This is a genomic window from Marinobacter sp. (genome assembly GCF_048266785.1).
Classification (GTDB): domain Bacteria; phylum Pseudomonadota; class Gammaproteobacteria; order Pseudomonadales; family Oleiphilaceae; genus Marinobacter.
Genome location: NZ_JBLWYX010000019.1, coordinates 13600 through 34126, shown reverse-complemented (window position 1 = coordinate 34126; position 20527 = coordinate 13600). Strand labels below are relative to the sequence as shown.

The window sequence follows — 20527 nt, the reverse complement described above, 5'->3', positions numbered from 1 at the left end:
GGTATAGTAATACAAAGCGCAATCAAAGGGGCTGAAATGAAAATTCAAAGTGAGCACTACCAGACCTTGAAGCAATTGCTTGAGAATCAGGTCAAGCGCTGGCCTGAGTTTGAGCTGTATGGTCAGCTGGAGGGGCATAGGCCTGAGCGAGTGCGGTGGGATGTGCTGCACAGGACAGGCCTCAAAATTGGTGATGACGCAGGGGTAGAAGACCCAGGCGACGGCACCCCTTACTTGCCCCTCTATGCCTACATGAACGACAACCACATAGACACAGCGCTACGCAACGCAATGCACGAGTTGGGCTGTGAATATGCTGCGCGATCAGCAAATGTTCATGCCAAGCCCGCGCCGTTTGATGCTGGTAAGCGAGTTCTATCTGATGGTCAGTTCATGGCTCAGTTGCTTAACACCGGGACCGGTGAAGAGTCGGTTTGCCTGGTGACCAAGAATGGTTCAGTTGTGGTTGAGGCCGAGGCGAGGGCCAAGCTGGTCGCCAACCCTGATTCGTTTGTGCTCAAGGATGTTGGAGGCGGTACCCACAAGCTGGCTATGGAGGGTTCTGTTAGCGCCTATTTGCCTGCGTATGAGGCCTTCTTCGCTCGCCAGTCCGAGTACGTTGTTCGCGAGTGCGAAGTGCTCTATGCCCCCGGCAGTAAGCCTGATGATGCACCGCAAGCTGTCATTGAGGATGACAAGCAAGTATTGACGTTCGACCAGCTGCAGGGGCAGTGCTCAAAGTTGGGGGTCAAGGAGTTTGGTGGCCAGGTTCTGTTTGCAGATGCAAAGGAGCGCCCAGATGGCAGTGCTAGCGTTCCCTTCTACAAGGTAGAAGCCGTCAACGGAGTGAGCGAATACATTGAGCCCGAGATTCACGCAGCAGCGGCAGCCATGGGGTTTAAACAGGCGGCAGAACTTCAGCCTGATATGAAACTGAAAACCTCTGGCCCGGCTCTCGGTTGATTGTCCCCTCTCGGAGCTGCAGCAGCAGCTCCTATCTGATCGTCAAAGCGGTAAGCCCTGCAGTCGATCTGACAGGGACGTTGCCGGCATTGGAGCACCTGCAAGCAAGCGCAGCTGTGTAACAAGATCGCAGACATGAGCGATGCTGCGATCTTTGTGCCGTAACAGTGAAATCGACGATAAGACCTGGTTGTTCTCCATCACCCAGCTATTGGCCAAGGGATCGCCTGTTGAGCCCCCCTGAGCGTCGGCAGAGTACCACCGGTTATGCTCCAAGGCTTTTAAGCAGGTTGCTCCATGAGCATCTTTGCTGGAGACGTGGGGCACATCAATGAGGCTTAGGTATATCCCAACATCCAGCGTGGACGTACGTGTTACCGAGAAGTTGGTTAGCGCGCCTTGGAAGGCGTCAACAGCGGTTTCAATGCAGTCAAGATAGTGGCCGCGATCAACCCAGGTAGATAGGGTGGCAATGGCCTTGCCACCATGGGAAAGTCTTACAGCTGCCTCACTTTCCCGCACCCAAACAATGTAGTGCTCGGTATCAAAAATACCGGTTTGGCCATTCCCGCCACGCTCCACCAGTCTTCTGTGATCCGACCTTACAACGGGCCGTACTTTGTCACCCTTGGCGTTAGGCGGTTGATCATTCGCGGGTGTGTCAAACAGGCTAAGGTTCATATTACAAATTGCTGTCAGCGTGTGCTTCGGCTTGACGGTACTGAGCATCCATGTAGGGATTGCGGCCCCAGGCGGTCACGTACCGGCTGTACCCATTTGCGATCAGCCACGCCCCAAGGTCAGTCGGGCGCCCATTAAGGTTGAAGCCAATGTTGCAGATGCTACGGCCGTAGCGGCCAAAGTCATAGCATTGGAAGCTAACAGGTTGTCGGTCCAGCATGCGCTTGACGATTTGGGATACGCGGGCGCCCTCGGCGCTATTGCGGTTTGGGTTGGCGTGAACTGATTCGGCTGTATCAACGGAGCCGAGTCGTACCCTGATTGTCTGGTCCCTGCGATTGATATAGCGCATCCGCCGATCATTGCCTTGAGCCGCTGCTATGAACTGCTGAAAGGTCTGATCATGTGAAACTCGCACAACCATGGTGTCGCCGTCTACAACACGACTGATATGGCCAACACCTTCAATCGCTGCAGCCGATGCATGGGCAGCGAAGAGCAATGAGATACAAGCTGTAATTTTCAAAATCTTCATCATGGTCAGTCTTGACTCGCCTTCTGTGATTCATTCGGCCTGGGCTTTGAGGGGTAGTGCTCGTTGTGGGCCTTGTAGATCAAATGCCGAATCCATGTCTTGCCACCAAGTGACTGCAGGCGGTGCCAAAGCTTGTTACTCATCCGAACAGAGAATTTCCGTTCAGACTCCCCCATGACGCGGGTTGGCCTAACAGCATCAGAGTCCTTTGCGGCCGCTATAGCGTTTCGGAGCCATGCGGCACCGCCAGCAGCCTCATACATGCGTGCATACTCATGGGAAAGCGTGATTAAACGCGGCATGGGCACCGCGTCGTCAGCTGGGGTCGGTGAGTTGTTTCGAGCAGCTGGCGCGGGCTTGCCATCATTAAGCTTGCTGCATTTCGCCCAGCCGGCCTTGTACCGGAAAACCGTGTCGATTTCCTGCATGGCCATGGCAAATGCGCGTTCATCTACTCCCATCTTATTCACAGTTTGTGGGGACCATACACCACCGTCGCGCCGCAGTGTTTTGGTGTGAACGCGCAAGAGCCTTGCAGCGGCAGCCGAACTGACGCTCGCGACTATAAGAAGATCGTCGTCTTTCTTTTTAAGCCAATACAGCTTTACGGGAGGAAGCATTTAGGATTCCTATAGGAACATCGCAGCAATTGTTGGCAAGGCATTAGAGGCGGTATTGCTGCTGTATTAGCTTCCAATACGCGCCACGCTTGCGATTCTGAGCTGCGAGCACAGTTCCAGTAGTGTTCGATTCGGGCGCCTGCTCCTTCTCTTTTTGGCGCCGTGTTGCCTGTTCGGTAATTAAGCGATTGTCTTCACGGTTGCTGGATACCAAGCGATCAACAGCCTTTTCAAAAGAACAAACGCCATATTCAAAAGTTTTAAACTGAACAAAGGCCTCGATCAGTTCATTAAATGTACAGTTCTTTGATGCCGTGGCCGTGCCTAAGTTCTCGCGAATGATGCACCCAATACCGTTTTTGGCTCCTGGCGTGCCTTCAATAACCAGAATATCGGTCTGATTGTCAGACTTGCGGGAAACGTTAAGCTCGTGCCCTTCGTGTCTCAAAGTTGCAGAGAAAACGGGTCGGTGGCCGGGGAAAGCGTTTTTCATCCAGTGAGTATCCACCACCACCGAATGGGTGCTGTCATAAACACCGTCAGCGCGAGCAAGCTTAACAAGCTCGCTATCCTTCGGCTCCCAGTGTAGAGCCTTCCCGGCGCTGTTCACATAGCTCATCAGGGGCTGTTTGCCGCCTTCAATGCAGAGCATGCGAGTTCCATTGGCAACGGTCATGTTGTCGCCTGTCACGGCGAATATGCTGCCTTTGCGGAAATGAAGGCGCTGGCCTTCATCATTGATATGGAACTTAGCCCGCAGGGCTGGGGGAAGTGTTACAAATTTTGCAAGTGTGAGCTTGTTCACAATTTCAGACTCATTAAGCCGAAGTCTGAAAAGATGACCGGCCGGGGACGAGAACACTAATTTGGCAGACCCAGAGCGTGAAGACTCTACATAGAGTACAGAGTCAACCGTGGGGGATGGTCCCTTGATGTTGAATGGTTTGGTAACACGGTAAGCCCGATCCTGAATAAGCCCGCCCATGCTTTTCTCCGTATCGTATTACAGTACCAGAATATGTATTTAATTCTAATCTAGCTGACGCGGTTGTCAATGGCAATCAGAGCAAAATTAAATACATAAAAAAATAACCCCCCCAGTGAGCGACCTTAATGATTTAGGTGCCCAAAGGGGGGGTGCAAAGGGGGGGGGATTAAAGAGGGTTAGCTACGGCCGGTGCCAGATGCCATTGCTTCGATATAAAGCCCGTGAGCGAGTAGGCCTTGGATGGTTCCGTTATTGTCTGTGGCAAGCTTTTGATAATGAGACAAAGTTTCGGGCGAAAGTCTGAACGACAACCTTTTTTTCCCCTTGCGCCCGCGTGGCCAAGATGAAAGGAGAAGCTTGATGGTGCCTGGTGTTTCTTTCTCGGCATCGTAAAGTCGAGAGAGGGCGTTGGCGGTCCACTCAGGCCAGCCGATGTTGGATGAGCCCCAGGCCTCAGTAACGGCCTGGTACTGGTACTCCATGATCCACGCCTGGTAGGCAACAGATTTAGCGCCTTGGCTGCCAGGAATGGGCACATTTGAAACAAGGGGCTTTCGCATCAGTTGCCGGCCTCGGACTCAACATCGTCAAGCTCATCAAGGGAGTCAAACAGGGTGTTCAGCAGCCCGGTCAGCATCTTCTTTCTCGCCTTGTCCGGCGCAGCCGCCCATTGACTGCTAATTTGATCCACCTCTGCAGCAACATCGTCAGGCAGGCTAGGCATTGTTTTGATTGCCTGAAGGAAGAGCTTGCCTCCTTCGGTGCCAGGTATGCGGCTGGCGACCTTGGCCCTTTTCTCTTTTGTTGTTGCGGGAGCTGGCGCTTTAGTTGCGGCCAATCCGTCATCAGACGGCGGGGTGGTGTCCTCTACCTCGCCACTTTGAAGCGCTGCAATACGTTGCTTGGCAGCAATATACGCATCGTGTTGGGTGGGGAAGTCACCATTGAGAATGGCGCACAGAACCGGGTCATCATCGGGCAGCATGCAGAAGGTTTTGTATTGGCTGCTTTGAGTCACACCTTTACCCATGAGCGACTGAACAACCTTGTAATCCAGCTCCGTCATGTCGGGTCCGCATGGCTTTTCAAACATGGCTGACACAGTGTCGCGCAGGCCCATCAATGTTTCTGAGAAAGATAGTGGCGATCTGATCAGGTTCTCAATGAAGCGAAGCACGACTTCATGTGAGCCAGAAACGTCACGCAGCAGAACCTTAACTGTGCTTTTGCCGGCAATAATCGAAGAGGTCCAGCGGCGCTCGCCGGAGACGATTACCCGGTCACGTGTGGCAACAATCGGGAGAAGCAAGTCATTGTTGGCTATCGAGATAGCCATAGCGATTAACTCTTCCCAAACAACTTGATTCTCGCGATCACCGGCTTTGGTAACGCTCGCAAGATGAGTCTCTAATCGACCCTCCCAGGCAGCTCGATCCTCGCCTTCGCGAATGCGTAGCTCTTTGATGACTTCACTGGTAACGCCCGCACGATCAAGCGACAGTCGCCGTGGGTTTTTGGGTGAGGGCTTGAGGTCAAAAATTGCATGCAAAGGCTCATACTTTTCCATGTGAGCATGCAGCATGTTGTTCGTCTGAGCTGCAGCAACATCTGCCAGCTCGCCCATGTCGAAGGTGATGGATTTGCGGCTCATTTGCGGGCTCCCTGGCTATTTCCAAGAGCAGCTTCACCGACGTGGCGCGCGAACCTTCGTGCCTCTACTGCAATGTTGGATGTGGCTTCGGACGTAACATCACCCGGCTCAGCCAATGTGTTATCGGTCTCTGCGTAGGCGATTCGTCGTTTGAGCTGCATCGGCATGAGGAATTTTGAAAACGTATCGTGCTTGCGTAAGGCTGACAGAGCCTCTTTATGAAGCTTGGTGCTCGTGACCATGTTCGGCAAGAAGCCAAGCAGGATCAGATTGTCACCAAACTCGCGATTCCCTTGCTGGGTATTCAGATAAGACAAAATGGAGAACAGGCCGTTGACAGATTGCGGCTCGGGAATGAATGGGACATACGCATGGGTTGCCGCGCTAAGTGCGGCGTTGGTGAGGTCGCCTTTAGCAGGTGGCGTATCAATCAGCACAAAGCTGTACTTTTCTGAAATCTCAGAGGAGCGGAGCCATTTGCGCAGCAGCTGGGGAACAAAGCGTTGACGGTCTTCCGGCAGCTTCGTTACCGCATACATTAGGGCTTCATCGCCAGGCACCACATGCAGGTTTTCATGCTCGGTTACATAAGGGGTCGGGTAATAGCTCGACTTTGCGGGATCAATCAGCTTGAGCCAAACATCGCAGACAGAAGAGCTGTCCCCGTTTAGGTCTGGATGGGGGATAGGGGTAAGGTCACCATTGTGATTCGGTCTAACCAGCTTCCACCGCCCGGATGTATTGCACTGGGGGTCAAGATCAATGATCAGTACGGGCTTGCCCTTGTTGAGCTTGGCATTTGAGGCAAGCTCCTGCCCCAGAACGCGAACAGAGTTCGTTTTTCCTACGCCGCCCTTGTGATTGGTAGCGGCAATGATGGGTACTGGGTTCATCTGTGACGTTCCGTGGCCTGTTAGTGGTAGCCCGCAATGCAGGTGCATGCAGATATGTTTTCTGATACACACAATAGCGCAATTTGATACACGGTCAAGGCATATTTGATACACGGAAAGCCTGAATAGATATAAGGCAAATCCTGTGATATATTCCGGTATAGTAATATAGGATGCCAATAAGGAGGTATCGTATGACTACCGCGACCCTGGAACAAAATCTGATTAAGGTTGAGCGGTTGGGCGGCAACACGCGGGCAATGATGGCGGATATCCGTAATGAGCTTGAGCAGAATAAGTTCATGTCTCCCGAGGCTGCCCGCACAAGCAAGCTTGGCATGTTCGCTACTGGGGCACTGATCGCAGCAGCGGGTGTTGTCGGATTGGTTGCAGCGCCGGTCATCGGACTGGCCGCCGCACCAGTTTTGACTGTTGCTGCTGTAGCTGCCGGTGCTGCCTTAGTGGTTGGCGGGCAGCAGCTGCAGAATCGAGCTGAATACAAGCACGAGGCTCGTGCCAAGCTGACTGAGTTCCTTGAGAACGGGCAGCAGCTGATGGGAGGTCTCAAATCTGCCCATGGGCAGCTCAAAGAGGTGATTCAGCAGAAGGGAGCCGAAGCCGCAGCTTCTTCCTCAGTGCGTGGTGACTTTCACCGGCTGCAGCGAGAGGTCGAGCAGAATTTGGCATCCCAGCAATCAGTAGTGGCCAATGTGCGTGAGTCGATGGAGCTTTCGTTAGAAGGTGATCGCCCCTCGCGTGGCCCACGGATGGGGTGATTGGTATGAATCTACAGCAGGGGCTTCGCCAAGAAACCTACGCAGTTTATCTGCAAACAATGGAAAGGCTGTTAGGGGCAGATATCCCTGTTGTGGAAAGCGCAGGAGCGCTGGACGCTGGCGTCCTTGTTCAAGTTATGGCCAGGGCGCCGAGCGTTATCCCCGGTGACGCTCCAAAGAATCTGCCATTGCCTGCCGCGACGATCTACGCCGTTGCCCAGGTCAGGGCGCTAGCCATCACCTTGCAAGGTGATGATTCAGGCGATAAGTGGCTGTTGCGCTCGCAGTCATGGTTGGGGGGCATAAGCCCGTTTGAGGCCTTGGCGATGAACAGCATCGGCCCTGAACCGCTACTTGTGCGGCTGGTGCAGTCGGCAGAAGGATATGTGCTGTGAGTGGTGTTAAGCGAAGACAGGTGACCAACCTGTGGCGCATCAGTCCCTTCGCAGACCTTACCGGTAAGGGTGGCTACTTCGCCTCCGGCCGCTGGCACTCTCAGGGTAAGCCCGTAGTCTATCTGTCGGGTACCGCGTCAGGGGCGATGCTTGAGACCTTGGTTCACCTTGGCCAAGGCGACGATGGCGAGCTTCCAGATCAGTACCAACTGCTACAGGTTGGGTTCGATGGCGACGTATCGGTTGTCGAAGTAAACCCCGACGATCTTGCAGAAGACTGGGAGGAACGCCTTGCCTACACTCAGGAGCTGGGTGATGAATGGCTAGAAAGTGGCGAGTCGCTGCTGTTGAAGGTGCCCAGTAAAATCATGCCTCATAGCGACAACTACGTCATGAATCCCAGCCACCAAGAGTCCCAGAAAGCGACCATCGAAGTGGCCACCCACTCTTATGATAAGCGCTTGTTCAGACGCGGATGAGACTGAAAAAGGGGGAGCTTGAGCGTCTAGTTGGAGCAGGACAGATCAACCCTGCAATAGCCGCTCAAATCAAGGCCGCTCAACAGCAGGCAGTGAAAGCAACCCCGGCGTCCAAGCGCCGAACAGGCGCAGCTTCATCATCAGGGGTCTCTAAAGGCGAGGCGTCTATCCGTCTTGCCCTAATCCACGCATTTGGCGATTGGTTCTCCGGTGGTGAGGTCGTATCTGAGTTCAAACCCTTCGCAACACGTTCGTTCAGGGCTGATTTCGCTCTACCTCGCTACAGGATTTACGTTGAGGTCGATGGGTGGGCGCACCATGGCCAATACCTTGAAAGCCACCACTCAGACCGTGAGCGCGGGTTGTTCTTCTCCCAATTTGACTGGCTACCATTCAGGGTAAGCCACCAGCAAGCTACGCAGAATCCGACCATGTTGGTTGAAGCAATCCAACAGGTGCTAAAGCGCCGGCATGGACGTTCCCGAGAGTGCATAGTCATCGAGCGGGTAATGGGACCAGTAGAGTGTTACACCAGGTTGGTGTCTGGTCAGTGCGATGCGGGGTAGGGGATGGGGCGTGGTAATCACGCCCCGGTACCGACTCAGTTTACAGCGTCTTTGAGGTTGGCGCCGGCTTTAAAGCCGGGAACGCGGCGAGCAGGGATCAGGATGGACTCACCGGATTGCGGGTTGCGGCCTTGGCGAGCTTCACGCTCCTTGACCGAGAACGTGCCGAAGCCTACCAGGGTGACAGCCTCACCTTTCTGCAGCTGATAGCTGATGGTGTCTGTGAGCGTGGTCAGCGCGAGTTCGGCTTTGGCCTTGGAAATGTCTGCCTTGTCAGCAATGGCTGCAACGAGTTCGGATTTATTCATACAGTGGTATTCCTTTCTTTGGTTTTCTTGAGAAAAGCTTTGGTCAGGTAGTGGGTTGATAGGCCAACACCGGCCGAAGTGACGATGGAAAATGTCTGCCAAACGTTCGACTGGTAAAGCCCGCTGAGAGTCAGCGTGAGGGTCGTGAAGACACTGACCCCTGCCAGTGTTGAGTAGAAGTCATAGGAGCCCTGCGTAAGCCTCACCCGGTACAGGATGAGGCCGGCAGCGCCATAGGTGGCGAGGATCGCTAAGGTGATCATCAAGCTATGAGCCGAAGCTAGCCCAGCGGTCAGGCAGATAATGGTGGCAATAGCACACAGGCCGATGCTGCTTGCCTTCGCATACCGAGCATCCCCGAGTGCCCTGCCCGTAATGAGGGCTAGAGGGTGGGCACCAATCGAAGCGGCTAGCAGTAGCGGCTGGGACACCAGCTCAAGCATTCAATGACTCCTAGTTGCGTGGACCGCGAGGTGCCTGACTTTGTGTCTGGCTGCTTGAGTTTAGCTCAAGCCCCTTGAGGCCGTTGCGCAGAGCATCCGACAACGGGGTCGCACCGCGCGGTGCGTCCGGTGCCGCCTTGTGCAGTACCTCCTGAACAGTGCGGCCGCTTCCGTTTGGCGAAGCATGCTGCCGGGCTCCAGAGTCGGCCCGCAGCTGATTAAGTTCATCATGCATAGTGCCAAACTTCTGCGCTAGCCCAGCTGTAAATCCAGCCGCTACCGGCGCGACCAGGTTGGCAACCAGTAGTCGGCCCATTTCAGCCATACCGGCAACCGGCAGCGTGTCTTGCACTGTGGCCTTGACCCACTCGGTCATGGTCTGGGGCAATGTCTGAATCATGGCGTTGTAGGCTTCGGGGTCGGCAGCGCGAAGCGCCCCATGGGCTTCCATCTGCTCGGCAAACTGGATGCCGGTTAGCGGTGCAATGCCAATCATAGTCGCTGCTGCCACAAAGGCTGGATCAATGTGCTTCATCAAACCCACGGCACGGTCCATGATGCTGCGGCTTTGCTCTGTGATTCGCTCATCCAGACTTTTCATTGCGCTACCCCTGTAGGTGTAGAGAGTTCCGTTTCAATCAGCTGGCAGAAGTCACTGACTACACCGGCAATGTCATTGCGTGCGACCGGGCAGATTTGAGTGCGTTTGGACTTGATATCGCCAAGCAGTGCAGCATAAAGAACAGCTTGGCTCTGCAATTCAGACCGCGTGGTCGGCTGGAGCAGGGTGTCGTTGTTGAGCAGAGCAATTGCTTGATCAAGCTGCTGGCAGGAAGTATTGAGGTCCATGATTATCTCATCCTCGGTGATTGTGCGCTGGTGCTGGGCTGATCAAACAGCCCGTGTTGTTCGGCCGGGCTGTGTGCCTGGATCATTGCAGCGCTCTGCAGTTCGCTGGTAACTGCAGGCGCAGGTTTATCGCTTCGCCCAACATAAGGCTCGCTTTTCTTCGTCTGGTAACGAATGGTCACTTCCTCCCCCAGGTTGCAGCTTGTGACAGCGCCATGGCGGTGCAGAATGCCGACGCCATTACCAATGTCCTGAATCGCCACGCCGAGGTCGTTTACCGTTATGCGGCCGGTGTAGCTCACTCCTGCAACGGGTGGCCTGATCTGGTCAGTGACAAGGCCCGCGTAGTCCGTGATTTCATTGCAAAGCTCCTTCGCGAGGGTCACAACATCATCAATGTCATTTTCAAAAGCGAACGCTTTGATCGACTTGGCAATGGCACGGGCAGACGCCTCAAATGGATCATTCAGAACAGCCTGGCCAAGCACTTCATGGGCTAAAGTTTTGCTGAGCCCTTCGATTAGTGTTGGGGGGTATTGCTTGGCTTTTGCGTGCTCACTGGGGCTGGGCACGCGAAGAAGTTCAGGGTTGGTCGGGTGCTGAAACTTCGGATCGGTGCTCCGGTTCTTGGCCATCCCTTTGGTCATGGTAGGAATGCGTTCATCGTCTTTGGTGACGATTTGCATCTTGAAGTTTTTCCCCGCTGCCAAGTCGCGCTCCTGCTTGGCTTTGAGGCCGGTCATCTCGCTCCACGACGGGTCGTCATCAGGAACATCGTCGAGAATGTCGCTGACCTTCATGTCGATCCTTTCCGGCTTTTGGAGCATCGACCAGTCGAAGTGCATGCCTTCTGTTACTGCGACCATGGCCCACCTGTCGCGGTGTTCGAGGGCATTGAAGTCCTGACCTTTAAGGACGGTCTCGTGGGTAACGTATCCCATGTCCCGCAACTGGTTGCGCAGAATGCTAGCTGACGCAGAGCTGGCGTAGGGGATGACATTCTCAAGCAGCACAACGGCAGGGTTCAGGCGGGCCAAAATGACCAGTGCGGCAACAACAAGATGCCCAACCTCCGGGTGCTCTTCCGGCATGCTGGTTCCCCGTTTTGCCCGGCCGGCAACACTGGCGCCAGAACAGGGTAGGCCCGCTTCTGCGATATCGGCACGCTCCAGCTTTCGCATGGCTGCATCGTCAAAGGCAAGCTCTTGCATAGGCGCCCCAACCGCAATGGTGCGGTCATCCCATGAGTGGACAGCATGGGAGTGATCGAGAAGCTCCGGGCGAATTTCGTTGAGAAGCGTGTGCCGTGAGCTAATTCCTTCCTTCTCCAGGCCAGCCTTGACCGAATGCGACAGCAACCCACCGCCATGAGATAGGCTCGCCACGTCTAGCGGCGTGTCGCTCTGAACCTTCATCTTGAGCCTTTGAAGGCGCTCTTTCTTGCGAATCTCAGTGGCAAGGGGGAGGAAATGGATTTCGTTCTTGCGCGTAACCAGTCGCACTGACTCCATCCCATCAAACAGGCTCAGCAACTCGGCGCTATTGATATCGAGAACGGGGGTGACCTTGCCGGTCTTCTTGTTCTCCTTTTTGCTGATGACGCGGCTACCGTTTGGATCAGCGCGCAGCATAAAGGCACCGCCCTTGATGCTGATTTCATAGCGATCACCTGGGTTGAGGTTTGCCCGCGTGATCATCTGGTCTTCAAGCCAAATGCGGGGCTTACCGCGATTCTCGCCAATTCGTTTGATGTAGTATCCGTTCATGATCTGCGCCAGATAATATAAAACCAGAATCAAAGAATAGCACCAGGGCTACCGTAGGCCTAGTGTTCAAGGGTTTTAGGCATAAAAATCCAGTGGCGCGATGTATTTAATTAGTTTATCGTATTACCATACGCAAAAGTAATGCGCAAAGGAGACTGACGTGACTGCAAATATCCTGAAGTTCGCGCCGCGAGCACGGCAGGGCGTTGACGGCGCTATGACCCCAGAGCAACGGAAGATGATCAGTCGTGCATCTTTCGCGCTGAATGCACATAACAAGCCGGTGCAGTATGGTGCCTTTAATCAGCTGATCGCGGTGGATGCCAAAGGAAAGCGTACCCACACTGCTGGGCGCTTTATTGATGACCTGCGCCAAATCCGAGTTGGCAACCTGTCAACTGAGCTTGAGTTCCGGTGTGAGGCGCTTTCACTGGTGTGCTATGTAACCCATGCCGTAGAGGTTGATGGTGACCTGGCTGGTAGCAAGTTCCAGGTTGAGGTGTATGAGTACGACTCACTTGGTCACATTGGGCGCCACTACTGCAATACTGAGTCGGAAGCTCGGGCAATCCTGCAGATCGTTTTGAAAAGCGCACTTGACCGTGCGCTAGATCGGTACGACATGTCATGTGTACTGCGGGATGAAATACGGCTCACGAACAGCGCTGGGCTTACTCTGTGCCTGCCGGAAAGCGCCTAACCATGTTGGCTTTGACCACCGCGCCACGTGGCAACCTTCTTGCCCCACTGCTTACGACCGTTGAGGACGTTATGCGCTTTGTAGTTGGCGCTGAACTATCCGATCAGTCACCGGCAACGCTACCCATTCCACCAACGATTGCTGTTGGAGAGGGCTGTTTCTGGTTCCAACCCCATTACGCTTTAGCAATTGGCGCTACGGCCGTGCTCGTGACTAAAAACCGACCCGAGGACATTACGGTTTACCCGGTTACCGCGCAGGCCACTGTGCGCTGCTATCTGGACGACAAACAGCTTGTTTTTGGCACGGTTAAGGGCAAAGGGCCAGATAGTGTGTTTACCCACTGCGCACCACATACCCCACGAGAGGTTCCATTGGGCGATGCAAGGCTCATTGGATACGTCGTATCGGCTATCTAAGGAAGAGTATGCAGAACCGAAATTCACTCATCCCGGCTGTATGTACCACCATCATTGCGGTCACCAGTTCCATGACCGCAGCGGCAAATCCGTGGACGGTCATAAAGAGCGACGACTTTGGCCCAGCTGATCGAGCACAGCCATCTCTACAGGTAGTTGTTCCCCCTGAAACTTCCCCATCGAACGTTGTTACCCAGCTCAACGAGCTTGGTAGCGAGGCATATCCAGAGCTGGCAAGGCAGTACCTGGAGTCCGCTCGCTGGAATGAGCGGCGGGGTGCCATTGATGACATGGTGAGTAACCTCAAGGCTGCTGCGAACTACGGTAGTGCTGGCGCTCATTACGAACTGGCCCGGTTGTATCTCGACGGTGACAAGGTAGAGCGCGATCTATCCGAGGTGTCCCGCCATTTGTACGCAGCAGCAGGGCTTGGGAATGCCGAAGCTGAACGTGTTCTTGGCTTGACCTTTATCCGTGGCGACCTGGGCACGGTTGACCTAGCCGAAGGTGAGGCGCGTCTGACCAAGGCGGCTGAGACGAGTATTCGTGCAAAGCGGGAACTAGCCATGTGGCTCGCTGGCCAGCTCGATGGCGTACCGAAGGACGTGAGGCGTGCGCAGCACTACTTTGAGCAAGCCATTGCAGCAGGGGATAGCCGAGCAGAAGAGTTGCTGGCCAAGATTGACCCGGCGTTGCTAGCAGCCGCGAAAGAACCTGTCACAAATGAGCTGGCAGGAGGGCTGGCCGGCGAGCCTGCGGGGGAGCTGCAGCAAGCACAGGGCGTAAGTACAGAGCCAAGTGCTGGTTACTCACCCACAACAGAAGCGGCTGTTGTTGAGCCGAGGCGAATGCCAACTGCAGAAGAGTTGTTCACCGAGGCTAACTCAATCATGCTGAGGCCGCAGTCACAGCGCGGCATAGAAGATGAGGCGCGTGCCTTTGCAATGTTCTCTCTTGCATACGAGCTGGGTAGTGAGATGGCCGGCAAAGAGCTGAACTACTTGGATGGCGTGCGTGCCATTAAGGCCAAAGATGATCCTCAATGGCTATTCAAGTACAAGCAGAAGGTCATCAGCGGCTTCCTGACTGGTGAAGCCAATTAACGGGACGGTGTGAAGTGAACCCGACCCTCGAAATAGCATTTGGTGGTCCTGGCAAAAAGCTAGGCCGTGATTGCTGTCTATGCCGCAGCACCCTCAGAGGGTTTGCGCCAGATCACAACACCTTCACGGCGAACTAGATTTGCGCAGGGGCTTTGGTCATTCTCAGAGATAACCTGAACCTCAAGCCGGTTGGAGCCAACATGTCGAAACTCACCAAGAGGTGAGGTGAGGCGGTTCAGGTAATCAACGTCCGTGGCCGGCACGCTGGCGGGGACCGATACCATGAAGTCCCAATCGGTCGGACAGATGCGAGGCCCAGTAACGTTGAGTCCGAAGCAGTGGATAGACACGGCCTTTGGGACAATGCGTAAGATTTCCTTGGTTACGTCCGAGAAAAAGGATCGGCGGCTTTCAAAGAATCGCTTTTGATTGATTTCATCGGTGCTGGCCATGTCAAGTTCCGGTGCGCGTGGTTTGCGTATTATATTACGATGTGCGAATATCACAATCAACAACCGGCAGGCAATCCCGCCTGATTTGCTGGTTTGAAGGACAGGGACGCGCTATGACTTCAAGCATTCAGAGCATGTCAACATTTCTGTTGGGCTGGCGCCTATCGCCGTTGAGTCGCGGAGCGACGACCTTGCAGAAAAGGACCGGCGAGACCGTTGTGCTGCAGCCTGGCAACAATCGCCTGGTATCAGAGTTCATCCATGAGCTGGCAGTCGCCCAGCACCAGCAGCAACACCAGCAGGCAGTGGCTGACGACGAACCATGGGACGATGATTGTGAGGGTGCCTTGCCAAGTGCAAAGGAGCTGATGGAGTCCCGCGACGCTTTGCTGAGCGAGAATTTCAACCTCAAGCGTCGTATTGCTCATTTAGAGCAACTACTGCGTGCAAGCGAGTCCAATCATGCGCTGAGCGATGCAGCCCGCCACCAGCCGAAATCATACTCCCTCAACCTATAAACCTGCCTTTCGGCCGCGCCCTGGCGGCGTGGCCAGCGCCTTCCGCTGTGTTGGGCGATCATGCACAAGCGCAGACGTGCTACGCTAAAGCGCAGTATTGGGAAGACCGATTCAACCTACTGACCGGCGCCGCAGATCGACCCGCGCCGAAGACCTGTGCGCGAGCGCCTTGAAGAGTTTGATCCGCTTGACGTGCGTAGGATTCTGGCCGGGCATACGAGTTGCGTTACGAAATTGCGGACAACGCCGTCTACTTGCTGCGGCTATGGCACAGCCGAAAGGATCGCGGATGATGGAAATGACTAACGCAGGGTGGCTGATCCTTATGGTTTTGGCCATCTGCGTGCCGTGGTGGTTCTACGAGAACTACAAGCAGCGGCCGCTATCAGAGTTCCCCGGCCTGGATGAGGACTTCAAGCTGTTCCCCGACTCTCTGCGCGCCATTCACAGCAAGGGGACCATGAGCCGCACAGAGCATTTGCGGTACATGCGAACACACATGCGACTGATCAACGACGAGCTAAGCCGGCGCGAGCGCGCCGAAGAGACGAAATAGCAGGCGCGGCCGTAACAACCCACACCCGAGCAGCCCGCCCGCTCCCACAAATAAATATATCATCCCCAAGGCCACCCCTAACGATCCCCAGCGCCAGCACGGCTTCAAAGCCACCCCGAGACCGAGCCAAACCCAACGCCGGCAGCGCCGCGCAATCACAGTACAAATTATATCATCCCCAAGACGACCACCCAGTTCCAGTACCGGCCGGCCCCGTGCAACCCGCCCCGGCGCAGCCGGCCTTAAAAACCGAGTGGGTCTGTTTTGGCGCGCTTCGCGCGGGGAGGGGCTTGGCGCGCTGGCCTGGGTTTCTTGTTCGCACAATCAGGCTTTGTCCTCAAAGGCTGACTATCTTGGTGACTTGGATTTGTGAACGATAGGGTGATGCTGACGATAGGCCTTGCTGGCAAGAAAACCAGAAAACCGACGTGATCTGTCGAGCTGGTGGGGGAGGGTTTCTTGATGGCCTTATCAGCCTTGTCGGCAAGTCGTTCTTGGCAACAGTTCAGGTGAGACCAACACGGCGAACCAGGCTATCAAAGGCATCTTCTTTGTTACCCTGATCGGCCTTGTTCTCATGGTGTTGCTTGGCAGCAAGACTGTCTACTGGGTAACGAACGGTCGTAAACCAGACTTTACGGTCACCTGATGCACTTAGACGTTTTGGCGTGTGCTCGCCAAACTCACCCCAATACTTCATAAGGAAGGGCTGACCGAACTCAGCTTTTGCTTCATCCAGGGTAAAAACGCGGTCTCTGAACGGCTTTTCCTCGTTGCCAATAGTCTCAACCATTCGGTACCGGATTTCATAGGCTTGGTCACCCTGATCTTTGTCGGCATCCGGTTGAATCATGCCCTCAAAAGACGGCATGGCCGACAGATTGGAACGGTTGGCCATGCCCATTTTGGCAGCCTGTACAGCGATATCGTTTACAACGTCGATAATGCGCAAGAACCGCTCTGCAGATGAGATTCCTTGTTCCTCTGGCGACGCCAGTAACAGGTGAGTGTGGTTCAGCAAAGCATCAAATACGTGCTCAGAGAGTGCATCGCTTGTAAGCGGGGCTTGTTTTTCGTCAACAAGACCGGGTTTTTCGTTCTCAAGATCAGACATTGCACAGCTCTGTATTTGGGTACTCTCCTATTATATGCAAGCAAAGATGGTCTTTGACAACAAGAACCCCCTTTTGCGAGCAAAACCCAATGCGGCCGGAGAGCGGCCAGACAAGCCCGAGAACGGCCAGGCGGTCAGCGGCGCCTGCGGCGGGCACGGGGCTGCGGTTGGGCAGGGAGTGGATTGGGTTAGGCTGATTGCCCCCTTGGGGATGATATAATTTTTTAACCTCGGGTGTGTTCCGGTGGGGCTGTTGGTCGGGTGGGGCGGCTTGGGTGTGTCTTGCTGGCGCTGGTGCCGGGGCGTTGCTGCCTGGTGCTTGGTCGCGCAAATGGGTGATGACGGCCTTGCCTGGAGTTGGGTATCGCGTGCGTTTGCCATTTGGGTATAATGAGACGATACGCAATTAAAGAGACCTGATGCATGGCCCTTGCCAGCCCCTTTAATGTCACACTTCGCCACCGTGTTACGCCCGGCAATGGCGAGCCGCCTATCAGCGTTGATCGGTTTGCTGGGATGGCCGATCCAGTGCAATTGGCTGGCTTGATCGAGCGCGAGCGACTGACAACGCTTGTCTACTCTCGCAACAACCGGTTTTGCATGGCTACCAGTGGCATCCTCACGTCTAGCGACTCCCCTAGTCAGCACATCGCCACGCTGCACATTAGTCACGCCAACAAAACTCTGCTTAGCGAGCTGCAGGCCAGAAACCTCGCCTTCGATAATAGCCTCGTGCTGTTCAATTCAGATGCGGTCAACGCGCTTGCCCACACGGCGAACGCGAGCTTGGGCTCCAATCTCGGTCCAATCAGCGATATGGCCAGACACCTTGCGCCAGCACTGCTCATACAGGGTAGCTCTGCCACCATCGCCTCTTTGCGCGTGAAGTGGCCTTTGTTGGATCGTGATGAGGACCGCAACACCCTGGCCTTCCATCTCAACCACTGGATGAACGCGCTTCTATCAGAACAAAGCCTTGATCCCAGTTACGGACAGCTACCGCTTGAGCGGGCTTGCCGTGACCTGGCTGTCAGCCCGCCGAATCAGCGCCAACCTGGACCGTCTCTCCGCTAAGGAACCATTATGAACGCACAAGTGTTGCCACTTCCCTGGCTCGACCCGCAAGTAGAAGGCGAGTATCTAGTCACTGCCGGCGAGCATGGGCATTATCTGGTGAGACATGCGCGCTATGAAAACGGCCGCTACCAGTTTCATCCAGCCTTTCTGCACGACTGCTATGCCGATACCGCGCGCGCAGCGTTCAAGCTGGCTTGCAACCATCTAAAAAGTGGGTTTGTTCCCAAATCCATCATTGCCGGCCAGTTCTGTCACTTTACCGCCAACCTGGCTGCGCGCATTCACAAGCTGCTGCCCTATACCGATAGTGAGGGCGCTGCCGGCCAAGCCCTTATGACCATGGCCAAATTGGCACAGGAGCCTGTTGCAGACTGCGTTGCCCATCTGATTGCGGCCGGTCTGATCCCCAGCACTGAATATGCAGTCGAAGTCCAAGAGCTGGTGACCATCAATGGCGCCTTTACGCCGGACATTCTTCGACTCTACCAGCAGCGGTTTGACCCCGCCGACTTTGATGCAGAATGCGCGGCCGTGCTCACACGCAACCCGGCACTGTTGCTGCAGACTACCCATCTTCGATATCGCACGCTGGCGATCATTGAAGACATGGTGACCGCCGCACAGCACCACCAGGCGCCCCAGTACCTGGGACTGGCCTCACTGCTTAATGCACCCAGCGCCAGCAACCCTGCTATCACCAACATGGCTGCTCTTAAACAGGCGCTCGGGCCGCAGGTACTTGAAATGCAGCGTTTCGGTGTGTCGGTGCTTACCGCTTTCATCGGAGATACCAACGAGAAACTGCGCGTGATCAGCGAGGACTACGTTTTCGATCAAGCGCGCCTCGCCGGCGAGCTGGCCAGCAGCCAGATCACACAAGGCCGCATGGAGCTGGTGGACCACCGGATGTTCCCGGTCTTCCGCTGCCCGATGCAAAACGATGTTACCCAAACCTTAACCAGCATCGTGCTCAAATCCATTGATGGCAAAGACGTTACCCCCGGCATGCTTGCCGACTTCTGCCACCTCTTCAACCTCGACTTCAAAAACGGTACCGGAGCACGTCCAATTGACGTGATGGCCAATGCTCGTTAAAGCTCAAGACCCAGCTGCTCCAGAAGACCTGCTAAGCCACCATCCTGTCGGCAAGGGCCAGGTTGTTGTTTTTACCACCGGCACCGGCCGCACCCAAGTTCGGGTCTTCCGTGACAATGCATGGCGTGATCTTTCAGATGATGACTTCATTGGCCAAACCGCAGCCTGGGCTTATGAGCGGATGTACACCGAGGTGCATGGTTTGGGCAACTCCATGTTCTTTATCGAGCAGCTCGGTAACTTCGCGGCCAACCTCGCGGTTAAAGCGCTGCTGCGAAATCCTGAGCAATATGCTGCCGGCCAGGATGAAGACATGCTGCGCGCGGTCATCCATGGGCTCCATGCAACACTGCACATTATTCAGTCCCCAATCCACCTTGTCGTGCCTGAGCTACAGCGGCAGCACCTGCTCCCCCAGAATCCACAGCTCGCGTATATCCAGCAGCTGATGATTGAGCTACACGGCTTCGATGTGCCGCGATCTCTACTGACGAATGCGTTTATTAGTGGTGCGGACATGATTTTTTGCAGCCGCCTGGCGCGGCTTCTAGCCAGCAATCCTGTTATGGCCCGGCGTGTCAGTTGGCTTGACCAGCAAACACTCGCCAACCTCCAAACACAGAACGGAAGAGTGCCGTTTCCACCCCATTGGTCAGACCTCAAAGTACCTGCCAGCATGCGCCAGCGTGCATAACTGGCGGTTGGGCATGGTCTTTGATTAGCAAACTACACGCCACTGAGTTAGCCAAGCTTGGCCCGTTGTACTCATGACTCAGAGGTGACACTGAATATAGGGAACACAGCACAATGGAAAACTCCACCATTATTGAAGTCGCCAACCTTGGCGTGCCCGTTCAGCACCCCAAGCGCAATGAACCCACTATGTTTGAGTGGCGCTGGTCGTCAGACCCCGAAGTCGATGTTGACGCGCCAGTTCACGTCTTCAAAACGGCGAATGAATTGAAGCGCTTTGTTCATCTGGCAGTACAGAAGCAATTTATCGACGCCGGCTGCATGAAGATCATCCCGATCACCAACCCGGAACAGCGGTCCAGCATCACCCGAGAAGAGGCCATTGATGCTGGCGCAGACCGTAAGCATTGGGACTGGGTGCGGTTGGCCATGGCTATCTCAGGTAACAGTCGTCGAGGCCCGATGATGGACACCATCGAGTGGGCAGGCACACGAGAGGAATACCAAGAGGGTCTATACCTCCAAGAGGCCTTCGCTCACGTTAAGAACCGTGAGTGGACCAACGTCAACATCTTCACGCCGGCTGAAAGCAAGTACGTCCAAAACGCGGCCGACTATCTCAACGAACACCAACGCCAAATGCGCCCACAACTGCGGGCCGCGCAAGAAATGGTGGTGCGCCTTGAGGATGTGGTTACCTCCCTCAATCTGGACAACATCAATGAAGAACGCGCCATGGGGTATCTGCGTGAAATTCAGAAGGCGTATCACGCCCGTGACCAGGCCAACCGAATGGCTAACGGAAGTCACCCGATCAGCCAAAGCCTAGAAGACTTGGCATACGAACCAGCGTCAACCGCGACCAGCACCCCCCGCATGCATTGATT

28 protein-coding genes and 1 pseudogene are annotated in these 20527 nt (G+C 55.0%); 15 read left to right on the top strand and 14 right to left on the bottom strand.

Annotated elements, in window-relative coordinates; all coding sequences use genetic code 11:
• Positions 1-36: 36 nt before the first annotated feature.
• A complete protein-coding gene (locus tag ACN0V1_RS18770; protein WP_417546462.1) occupies positions 37-963 on the top strand; it encodes a hypothetical protein in 927 nt (308 codons plus the stop codon).
• A gap of 42 nt (positions 964-1005) precedes the next feature.
• Here ACN0V1_RS18770 and ACN0V1_RS18765 read toward each other — a convergent pair whose 3' ends face one another.
• The 7 genes from ACN0V1_RS18765 to ACN0V1_RS18735 form a co-directional block, all read right to left on the bottom strand.
• Positions 1006-1644, bottom strand: coding sequence for a hypothetical protein (locus ACN0V1_RS18765; protein ID WP_417546461.1), 639 nt, complete (start codon positions 1642-1644; stop codon positions 1006-1008).
• 1 nt (position 1645) lies between these two features.
• The gene (locus ACN0V1_RS18760) at positions 1646-2182 is read right to left on the bottom strand and encodes a thermonuclease family protein (RefSeq protein WP_417546460.1); all 537 of its coding nucleotides are present in this window, start codon (positions 2180-2182) and stop codon (positions 1646-1648) included.
• A 2-nt stretch (positions 2183-2184) separates the two neighbouring features.
• On the bottom strand, positions 2185-2799 hold the full coding sequence (locus ACN0V1_RS18755; protein WP_417546459.1) for a hypothetical protein: 615 nt from the start codon (positions 2797-2799) through the stop codon (positions 2185-2187).
• 43 nt (positions 2800-2842) lie between these two features.
• The gene (locus ACN0V1_RS18750) at positions 2843-3784 is read right to left on the bottom strand and encodes a hypothetical protein (RefSeq protein ID WP_417546458.1); all 942 of its coding nucleotides are present in this window, start codon (positions 3782-3784) and stop codon (positions 2843-2845) included.
• 179 nt (positions 3785-3963) lie between these two features.
• On the bottom strand, positions 3964-4347 hold the full coding sequence (locus ACN0V1_RS18745; protein WP_417546457.1) for a hypothetical protein: 384 nt from the start codon (positions 4345-4347) through the stop codon (positions 3964-3966).
• Positions 4347-5438, bottom strand: coding sequence for a ParB/RepB/Spo0J family partition protein (locus tag ACN0V1_RS18740; protein ID WP_417546456.1), 1092 nt, complete (start codon positions 5436-5438; stop codon positions 4347-4349). The genes ACN0V1_RS18745 and ACN0V1_RS18740 overlap by 1 nt, the downstream gene beginning before the upstream one ends.
• The gene (locus tag ACN0V1_RS18735) at positions 5435-6331 is read right to left on the bottom strand and encodes a ParA family protein (RefSeq protein WP_417546455.1); all 897 of its coding nucleotides are present in this window, start codon (positions 6329-6331) and stop codon (positions 5435-5437) included. The genes ACN0V1_RS18740 and ACN0V1_RS18735 overlap by 4 nt, the downstream gene beginning before the upstream one ends.
• Before the next feature lie 194 nt (positions 6332-6525).
• Between ACN0V1_RS18735 and ACN0V1_RS18730 the strand changes: the two genes are divergently transcribed.
• Genes ACN0V1_RS18730 through ACN0V1_RS18715 form a run of 4 tightly spaced genes read left to right on the top strand, consistent with a single transcriptional unit; the run spans position 6526 to position 8547 of the window.
• On the top strand, positions 6526-7107 hold the full coding sequence (locus tag ACN0V1_RS18730) for a hypothetical protein (protein WP_417546454.1): 582 nt from the start codon (positions 6526-6528) through the stop codon (positions 7105-7107).
• Positions 7108-7112: 5 nt separating this feature from the next.
• A complete protein-coding gene (locus ACN0V1_RS18725) occupies positions 7113-7502 on the top strand; it encodes a hypothetical protein (protein WP_417546453.1) in 390 nt (129 codons plus the stop codon).
• On the top strand, positions 7499-7981 hold the full coding sequence (locus ACN0V1_RS18720; protein WP_417546452.1) for an RES family NAD+ phosphorylase: 483 nt from the start codon (positions 7499-7501) through the stop codon (positions 7979-7981). The genes ACN0V1_RS18725 and ACN0V1_RS18720 overlap by 4 nt, the downstream gene beginning before the upstream one ends.
• Complete coding sequence (locus ACN0V1_RS18715) at positions 7978-8547, top strand: DUF559 domain-containing protein (RefSeq protein WP_417546451.1); 570 nt, start codon at positions 7978-7980, stop codon at positions 8545-8547. The genes ACN0V1_RS18720 and ACN0V1_RS18715 overlap by 4 nt, the downstream gene beginning before the upstream one ends.
• A 35-nt stretch (positions 8548-8582) precedes the next feature.
• Here ACN0V1_RS18715 and ACN0V1_RS18710 read toward each other — a convergent pair whose 3' ends face one another.
• Genes ACN0V1_RS18710 through ACN0V1_RS18690 form a run of 5 tightly spaced genes read right to left on the bottom strand, consistent with a single transcriptional unit; the run spans position 8583 to position 11913 of the window.
• Entirely contained in the window at positions 8583-8855 is a 273-nt protein-coding gene (locus ACN0V1_RS18710; protein WP_417546450.1) for an HU family DNA-binding protein, read from the bottom strand.
• Positions 8852-9298 (bottom strand): hypothetical protein, encoded by a 447-nt coding sequence (locus ACN0V1_RS18705; RefSeq protein WP_417546449.1) that lies wholly within the window; start codon positions 9296-9298, stop codon positions 8852-8854. Before ACN0V1_RS18705 ends, ACN0V1_RS18710 begins: the two co-directional genes overlap by 4 nt.
• A gap of 10 nt (positions 9299-9308) precedes the next feature.
• Positions 9309-9899, bottom strand: coding sequence for a hypothetical protein (locus ACN0V1_RS18700; RefSeq protein ID WP_417546448.1), 591 nt, complete (start codon positions 9897-9899; stop codon positions 9309-9311).
• Complete coding sequence (locus ACN0V1_RS18695) at positions 9896-10147, bottom strand: hypothetical protein (RefSeq protein ID WP_417546447.1); 252 nt, start codon at positions 10145-10147, stop codon at positions 9896-9898. The genes ACN0V1_RS18700 and ACN0V1_RS18695 overlap by 4 nt, the downstream gene beginning before the upstream one ends.
• 2 nt (positions 10148-10149) lie before the next feature.
• A complete protein-coding gene (locus ACN0V1_RS18690; RefSeq protein ID WP_417546446.1) occupies positions 10150-11913 on the bottom strand; it encodes a DNA cytosine methyltransferase in 1764 nt (587 codons plus the stop codon).
• A 160-nt stretch (positions 11914-12073) separates the two neighbouring features.
• On the opposite strand from ACN0V1_RS18690, the gene ACN0V1_RS18685 reads away from it, so the two are divergent.
• Genes ACN0V1_RS18685 through ACN0V1_RS18675 form a run of 3 tightly spaced genes read left to right on the top strand, consistent with a single transcriptional unit; the run spans position 12074 to position 14135 of the window.
• Positions 12074-12613, top strand: coding sequence for a hypothetical protein (locus ACN0V1_RS18685; protein ID WP_417546445.1), 540 nt, complete (start codon positions 12074-12076; stop codon positions 12611-12613).
• A gap of 2 nt (positions 12614-12615) precedes the next feature.
• Positions 12616-13032, top strand: a complete 417-nt coding sequence (locus tag ACN0V1_RS18680; protein ID WP_417546444.1) for a hypothetical protein — start codon at positions 12616-12618, stop codon at positions 13030-13032.
• A gap of 8 nt (positions 13033-13040) precedes the next feature.
• Positions 13041-14135, top strand: a complete 1095-nt coding sequence (locus ACN0V1_RS18675; RefSeq protein WP_417546443.1) for a tetratricopeptide repeat protein — start codon at positions 13041-13043, stop codon at positions 14133-14135.
• A gap of 77 nt (positions 14136-14212) precedes the next feature.
• On the opposite strand, the gene ACN0V1_RS18670 is transcribed toward ACN0V1_RS18675, so the two are convergent.
• Complete coding sequence (locus ACN0V1_RS18670) at positions 14213-14587, bottom strand: hypothetical protein (protein WP_417546442.1); 375 nt, start codon at positions 14585-14587, stop codon at positions 14213-14215.
• Positions 14588-14700: 113 nt separating this feature from the next.
• Between ACN0V1_RS18670 and ACN0V1_RS18665 the strand changes: the two genes are divergently transcribed.
• From ACN0V1_RS18665 to ACN0V1_RS18655, 3 genes and pseudogenes are all read left to right on the top strand, one after another.
• Complete coding sequence (locus tag ACN0V1_RS18665) at positions 14701-15105, top strand: hypothetical protein (protein ID WP_417546441.1); 405 nt, start codon at positions 14701-14703, stop codon at positions 15103-15105.
• A gap of 156 nt (positions 15106-15261) precedes the next feature.
• Positions 15262-15398, top strand: a pseudogene (locus ACN0V1_RS18660) (type II toxin-antitoxin system RelE/ParE family toxin); the annotation flags it as partial.
• On the top strand, positions 15395-15661 hold the full coding sequence (locus tag ACN0V1_RS18655) for a hypothetical protein (RefSeq protein ID WP_417546440.1): 267 nt from the start codon (positions 15395-15397) through the stop codon (positions 15659-15661). The pseudogene ACN0V1_RS18660 and the gene ACN0V1_RS18655, both read left to right, overlap by 4 nt.
• A 505-nt stretch (positions 15662-16166) precedes the next feature.
• Here the strand turns inward: ACN0V1_RS18655 and ACN0V1_RS18650 are convergent.
• Positions 16167-16775: a hypothetical protein gene (locus ACN0V1_RS18650; protein ID WP_417546439.1), complete on the bottom strand. Its 609-nt coding sequence runs from the start codon at positions 16773-16775 to the stop codon at positions 16167-16169.
• A gap of 423 nt (positions 16776-17198) precedes the next feature.
• On the opposite strand from ACN0V1_RS18650, the gene ACN0V1_RS18645 reads away from it, so the two are divergent.
• The 4 genes from ACN0V1_RS18645 (at position 17199) to ACN0V1_RS18630 (ending at position 20525) form a co-directional block, all read left to right on the top strand.
• Positions 17199-17849, top strand: coding sequence for a hypothetical protein (locus ACN0V1_RS18645; protein WP_417546438.1), 651 nt, complete (start codon positions 17199-17201; stop codon positions 17847-17849).
• 9 nt (positions 17850-17858) lie between these two features.
• A complete protein-coding gene (locus tag ACN0V1_RS18640; RefSeq protein ID WP_417546437.1) occupies positions 17859-18947 on the top strand; it encodes a hypothetical protein in 1089 nt (362 codons plus the stop codon).
• Positions 18937-19641 carry a hypothetical protein gene (locus ACN0V1_RS18635; RefSeq protein WP_417546436.1) on the top strand — a complete coding sequence of 235 codons (705 nt, stop codon included), beginning with the start codon at positions 18937-18939 and terminating at the stop codon, positions 19639-19641. Before ACN0V1_RS18640 ends, ACN0V1_RS18635 begins: the two co-directional genes overlap by 11 nt.
• Positions 19642-19754: 113 nt before the next feature.
• Positions 19755-20525: a hypothetical protein gene (locus tag ACN0V1_RS18630; RefSeq protein ID WP_417546435.1), complete on the top strand. Its 771-nt coding sequence runs from the start codon at positions 19755-19757 to the stop codon at positions 20523-20525.
• Positions 20526-20527: the final 2 nt, after the last annotated feature.

Coding starts and splice junctions, on each gene's coding strand:
- ACN0V1_RS18645 (WP_417546438.1), top strand. CDS start 17,199: ATGGCCCTTGCCAGCCCCTTTAATGTCACACTTCGCCACCGTGTTACG.
- ACN0V1_RS18690 (WP_417546446.1), bottom strand. CDS start 11,913: ATGAACGGATACTACATCAAACGAATTGGCGAGAATCGCGGTAAGCCC.
- ACN0V1_RS18700 (WP_417546448.1), bottom strand. CDS start 9,899: ATGAAAAGTCTGGATGAGCGAATCACAGAGCAAAGCCGCAGCATCATG.
- ACN0V1_RS18670 (WP_417546442.1), bottom strand. CDS start 14,587: ATGGCCAGCACCGATGAAATCAATCAAAAGCGATTCTTTGAAAGCCGC.
- ACN0V1_RS18650 (WP_417546439.1), bottom strand. CDS start 16,775: ATGTCTGATCTTGAGAACGAAAAACCCGGTCTTGTTGACGAAAAACAA.
- ACN0V1_RS18665 (WP_417546441.1), top strand. CDS start 14,701: ATGACTTCAAGCATTCAGAGCATGTCAACATTTCTGTTGGGCTGGCGC.
- ACN0V1_RS18680 (WP_417546444.1), top strand. CDS start 12,616: ATGTTGGCTTTGACCACCGCGCCACGTGGCAACCTTCTTGCCCCACTG.
- ACN0V1_RS18695 (WP_417546447.1), bottom strand. CDS start 10,147: ATGGACCTCAATACTTCCTGCCAGCAGCTTGATCAAGCAATTGCTCTG.
- ACN0V1_RS18630 (WP_417546435.1), top strand. CDS start 19,755: ATGGAAAACTCCACCATTATTGAAGTCGCCAACCTTGGCGTGCCCGTT.
- ACN0V1_RS18760 (WP_417546460.1), bottom strand. CDS start 2,182: ATGATGAAGATTTTGAAAATTACAGCTTGTATCTCATTGCTCTTCGCT.
- ACN0V1_RS18740 (WP_417546456.1), bottom strand. CDS start 5,438: ATGAGCCGCAAATCCATCACCTTCGACATGGGCGAGCTGGCAGATGTT.
- ACN0V1_RS18745 (WP_417546457.1), bottom strand. CDS start 4,347: ATGCGAAAGCCCCTTGTTTCAAATGTGCCCATTCCTGGCAGCCAAGGC.
- ACN0V1_RS18715 (WP_417546451.1), top strand. CDS start 7,978: ATGAGACTGAAAAAGGGGGAGCTTGAGCGTCTAGTTGGAGCAGGACAG.
- ACN0V1_RS18655 (WP_417546440.1), top strand. CDS start 15,395: ATGATGGAAATGACTAACGCAGGGTGGCTGATCCTTATGGTTTTGGCC.
- ACN0V1_RS18765 (WP_417546461.1), bottom strand. CDS start 1,644: ATGAACCTTAGCCTGTTTGACACACCCGCGAATGATCAACCGCCTAAC.
- ACN0V1_RS18725 (WP_417546453.1), top strand. CDS start 7,113: ATGAATCTACAGCAGGGGCTTCGCCAAGAAACCTACGCAGTTTATCTG.
- ACN0V1_RS18770 (WP_417546462.1), top strand. CDS start 37: ATGAAAATTCAAAGTGAGCACTACCAGACCTTGAAGCAATTGCTTGAG.
- ACN0V1_RS18710 (WP_417546450.1), bottom strand. CDS start 8,855: ATGAATAAATCCGAACTCGTTGCAGCCATTGCTGACAAGGCAGACATT.
- ACN0V1_RS18750 (WP_417546458.1), bottom strand. CDS start 3,784: ATGGGCGGGCTTATTCAGGATCGGGCTTACCGTGTTACCAAACCATTC.
- ACN0V1_RS18640 (WP_417546437.1), top strand. CDS start 17,859: ATGAACGCACAAGTGTTGCCACTTCCCTGGCTCGACCCGCAAGTAGAA.
- ACN0V1_RS18735 (WP_417546455.1), bottom strand. CDS start 6,331: ATGAACCCAGTACCCATCATTGCCGCTACCAATCACAAGGGCGGCGTA.
- ACN0V1_RS18730 (WP_417546454.1), top strand. CDS start 6,526: ATGACTACCGCGACCCTGGAACAAAATCTGATTAAGGTTGAGCGGTTG.
- ACN0V1_RS18755 (WP_417546459.1), bottom strand. CDS start 2,799: ATGCTTCCTCCCGTAAAGCTGTATTGGCTTAAAAAGAAAGACGACGAT.
- ACN0V1_RS18705 (WP_417546449.1), bottom strand. CDS start 9,298: ATGCTTGAGCTGGTGTCCCAGCCGCTACTGCTAGCCGCTTCGATTGGT.
- ACN0V1_RS18675 (WP_417546443.1), top strand. CDS start 13,041: ATGCAGAACCGAAATTCACTCATCCCGGCTGTATGTACCACCATCATT.
- ACN0V1_RS18635 (WP_417546436.1), top strand. CDS start 18,937: ATGCTCGTTAAAGCTCAAGACCCAGCTGCTCCAGAAGACCTGCTAAGC.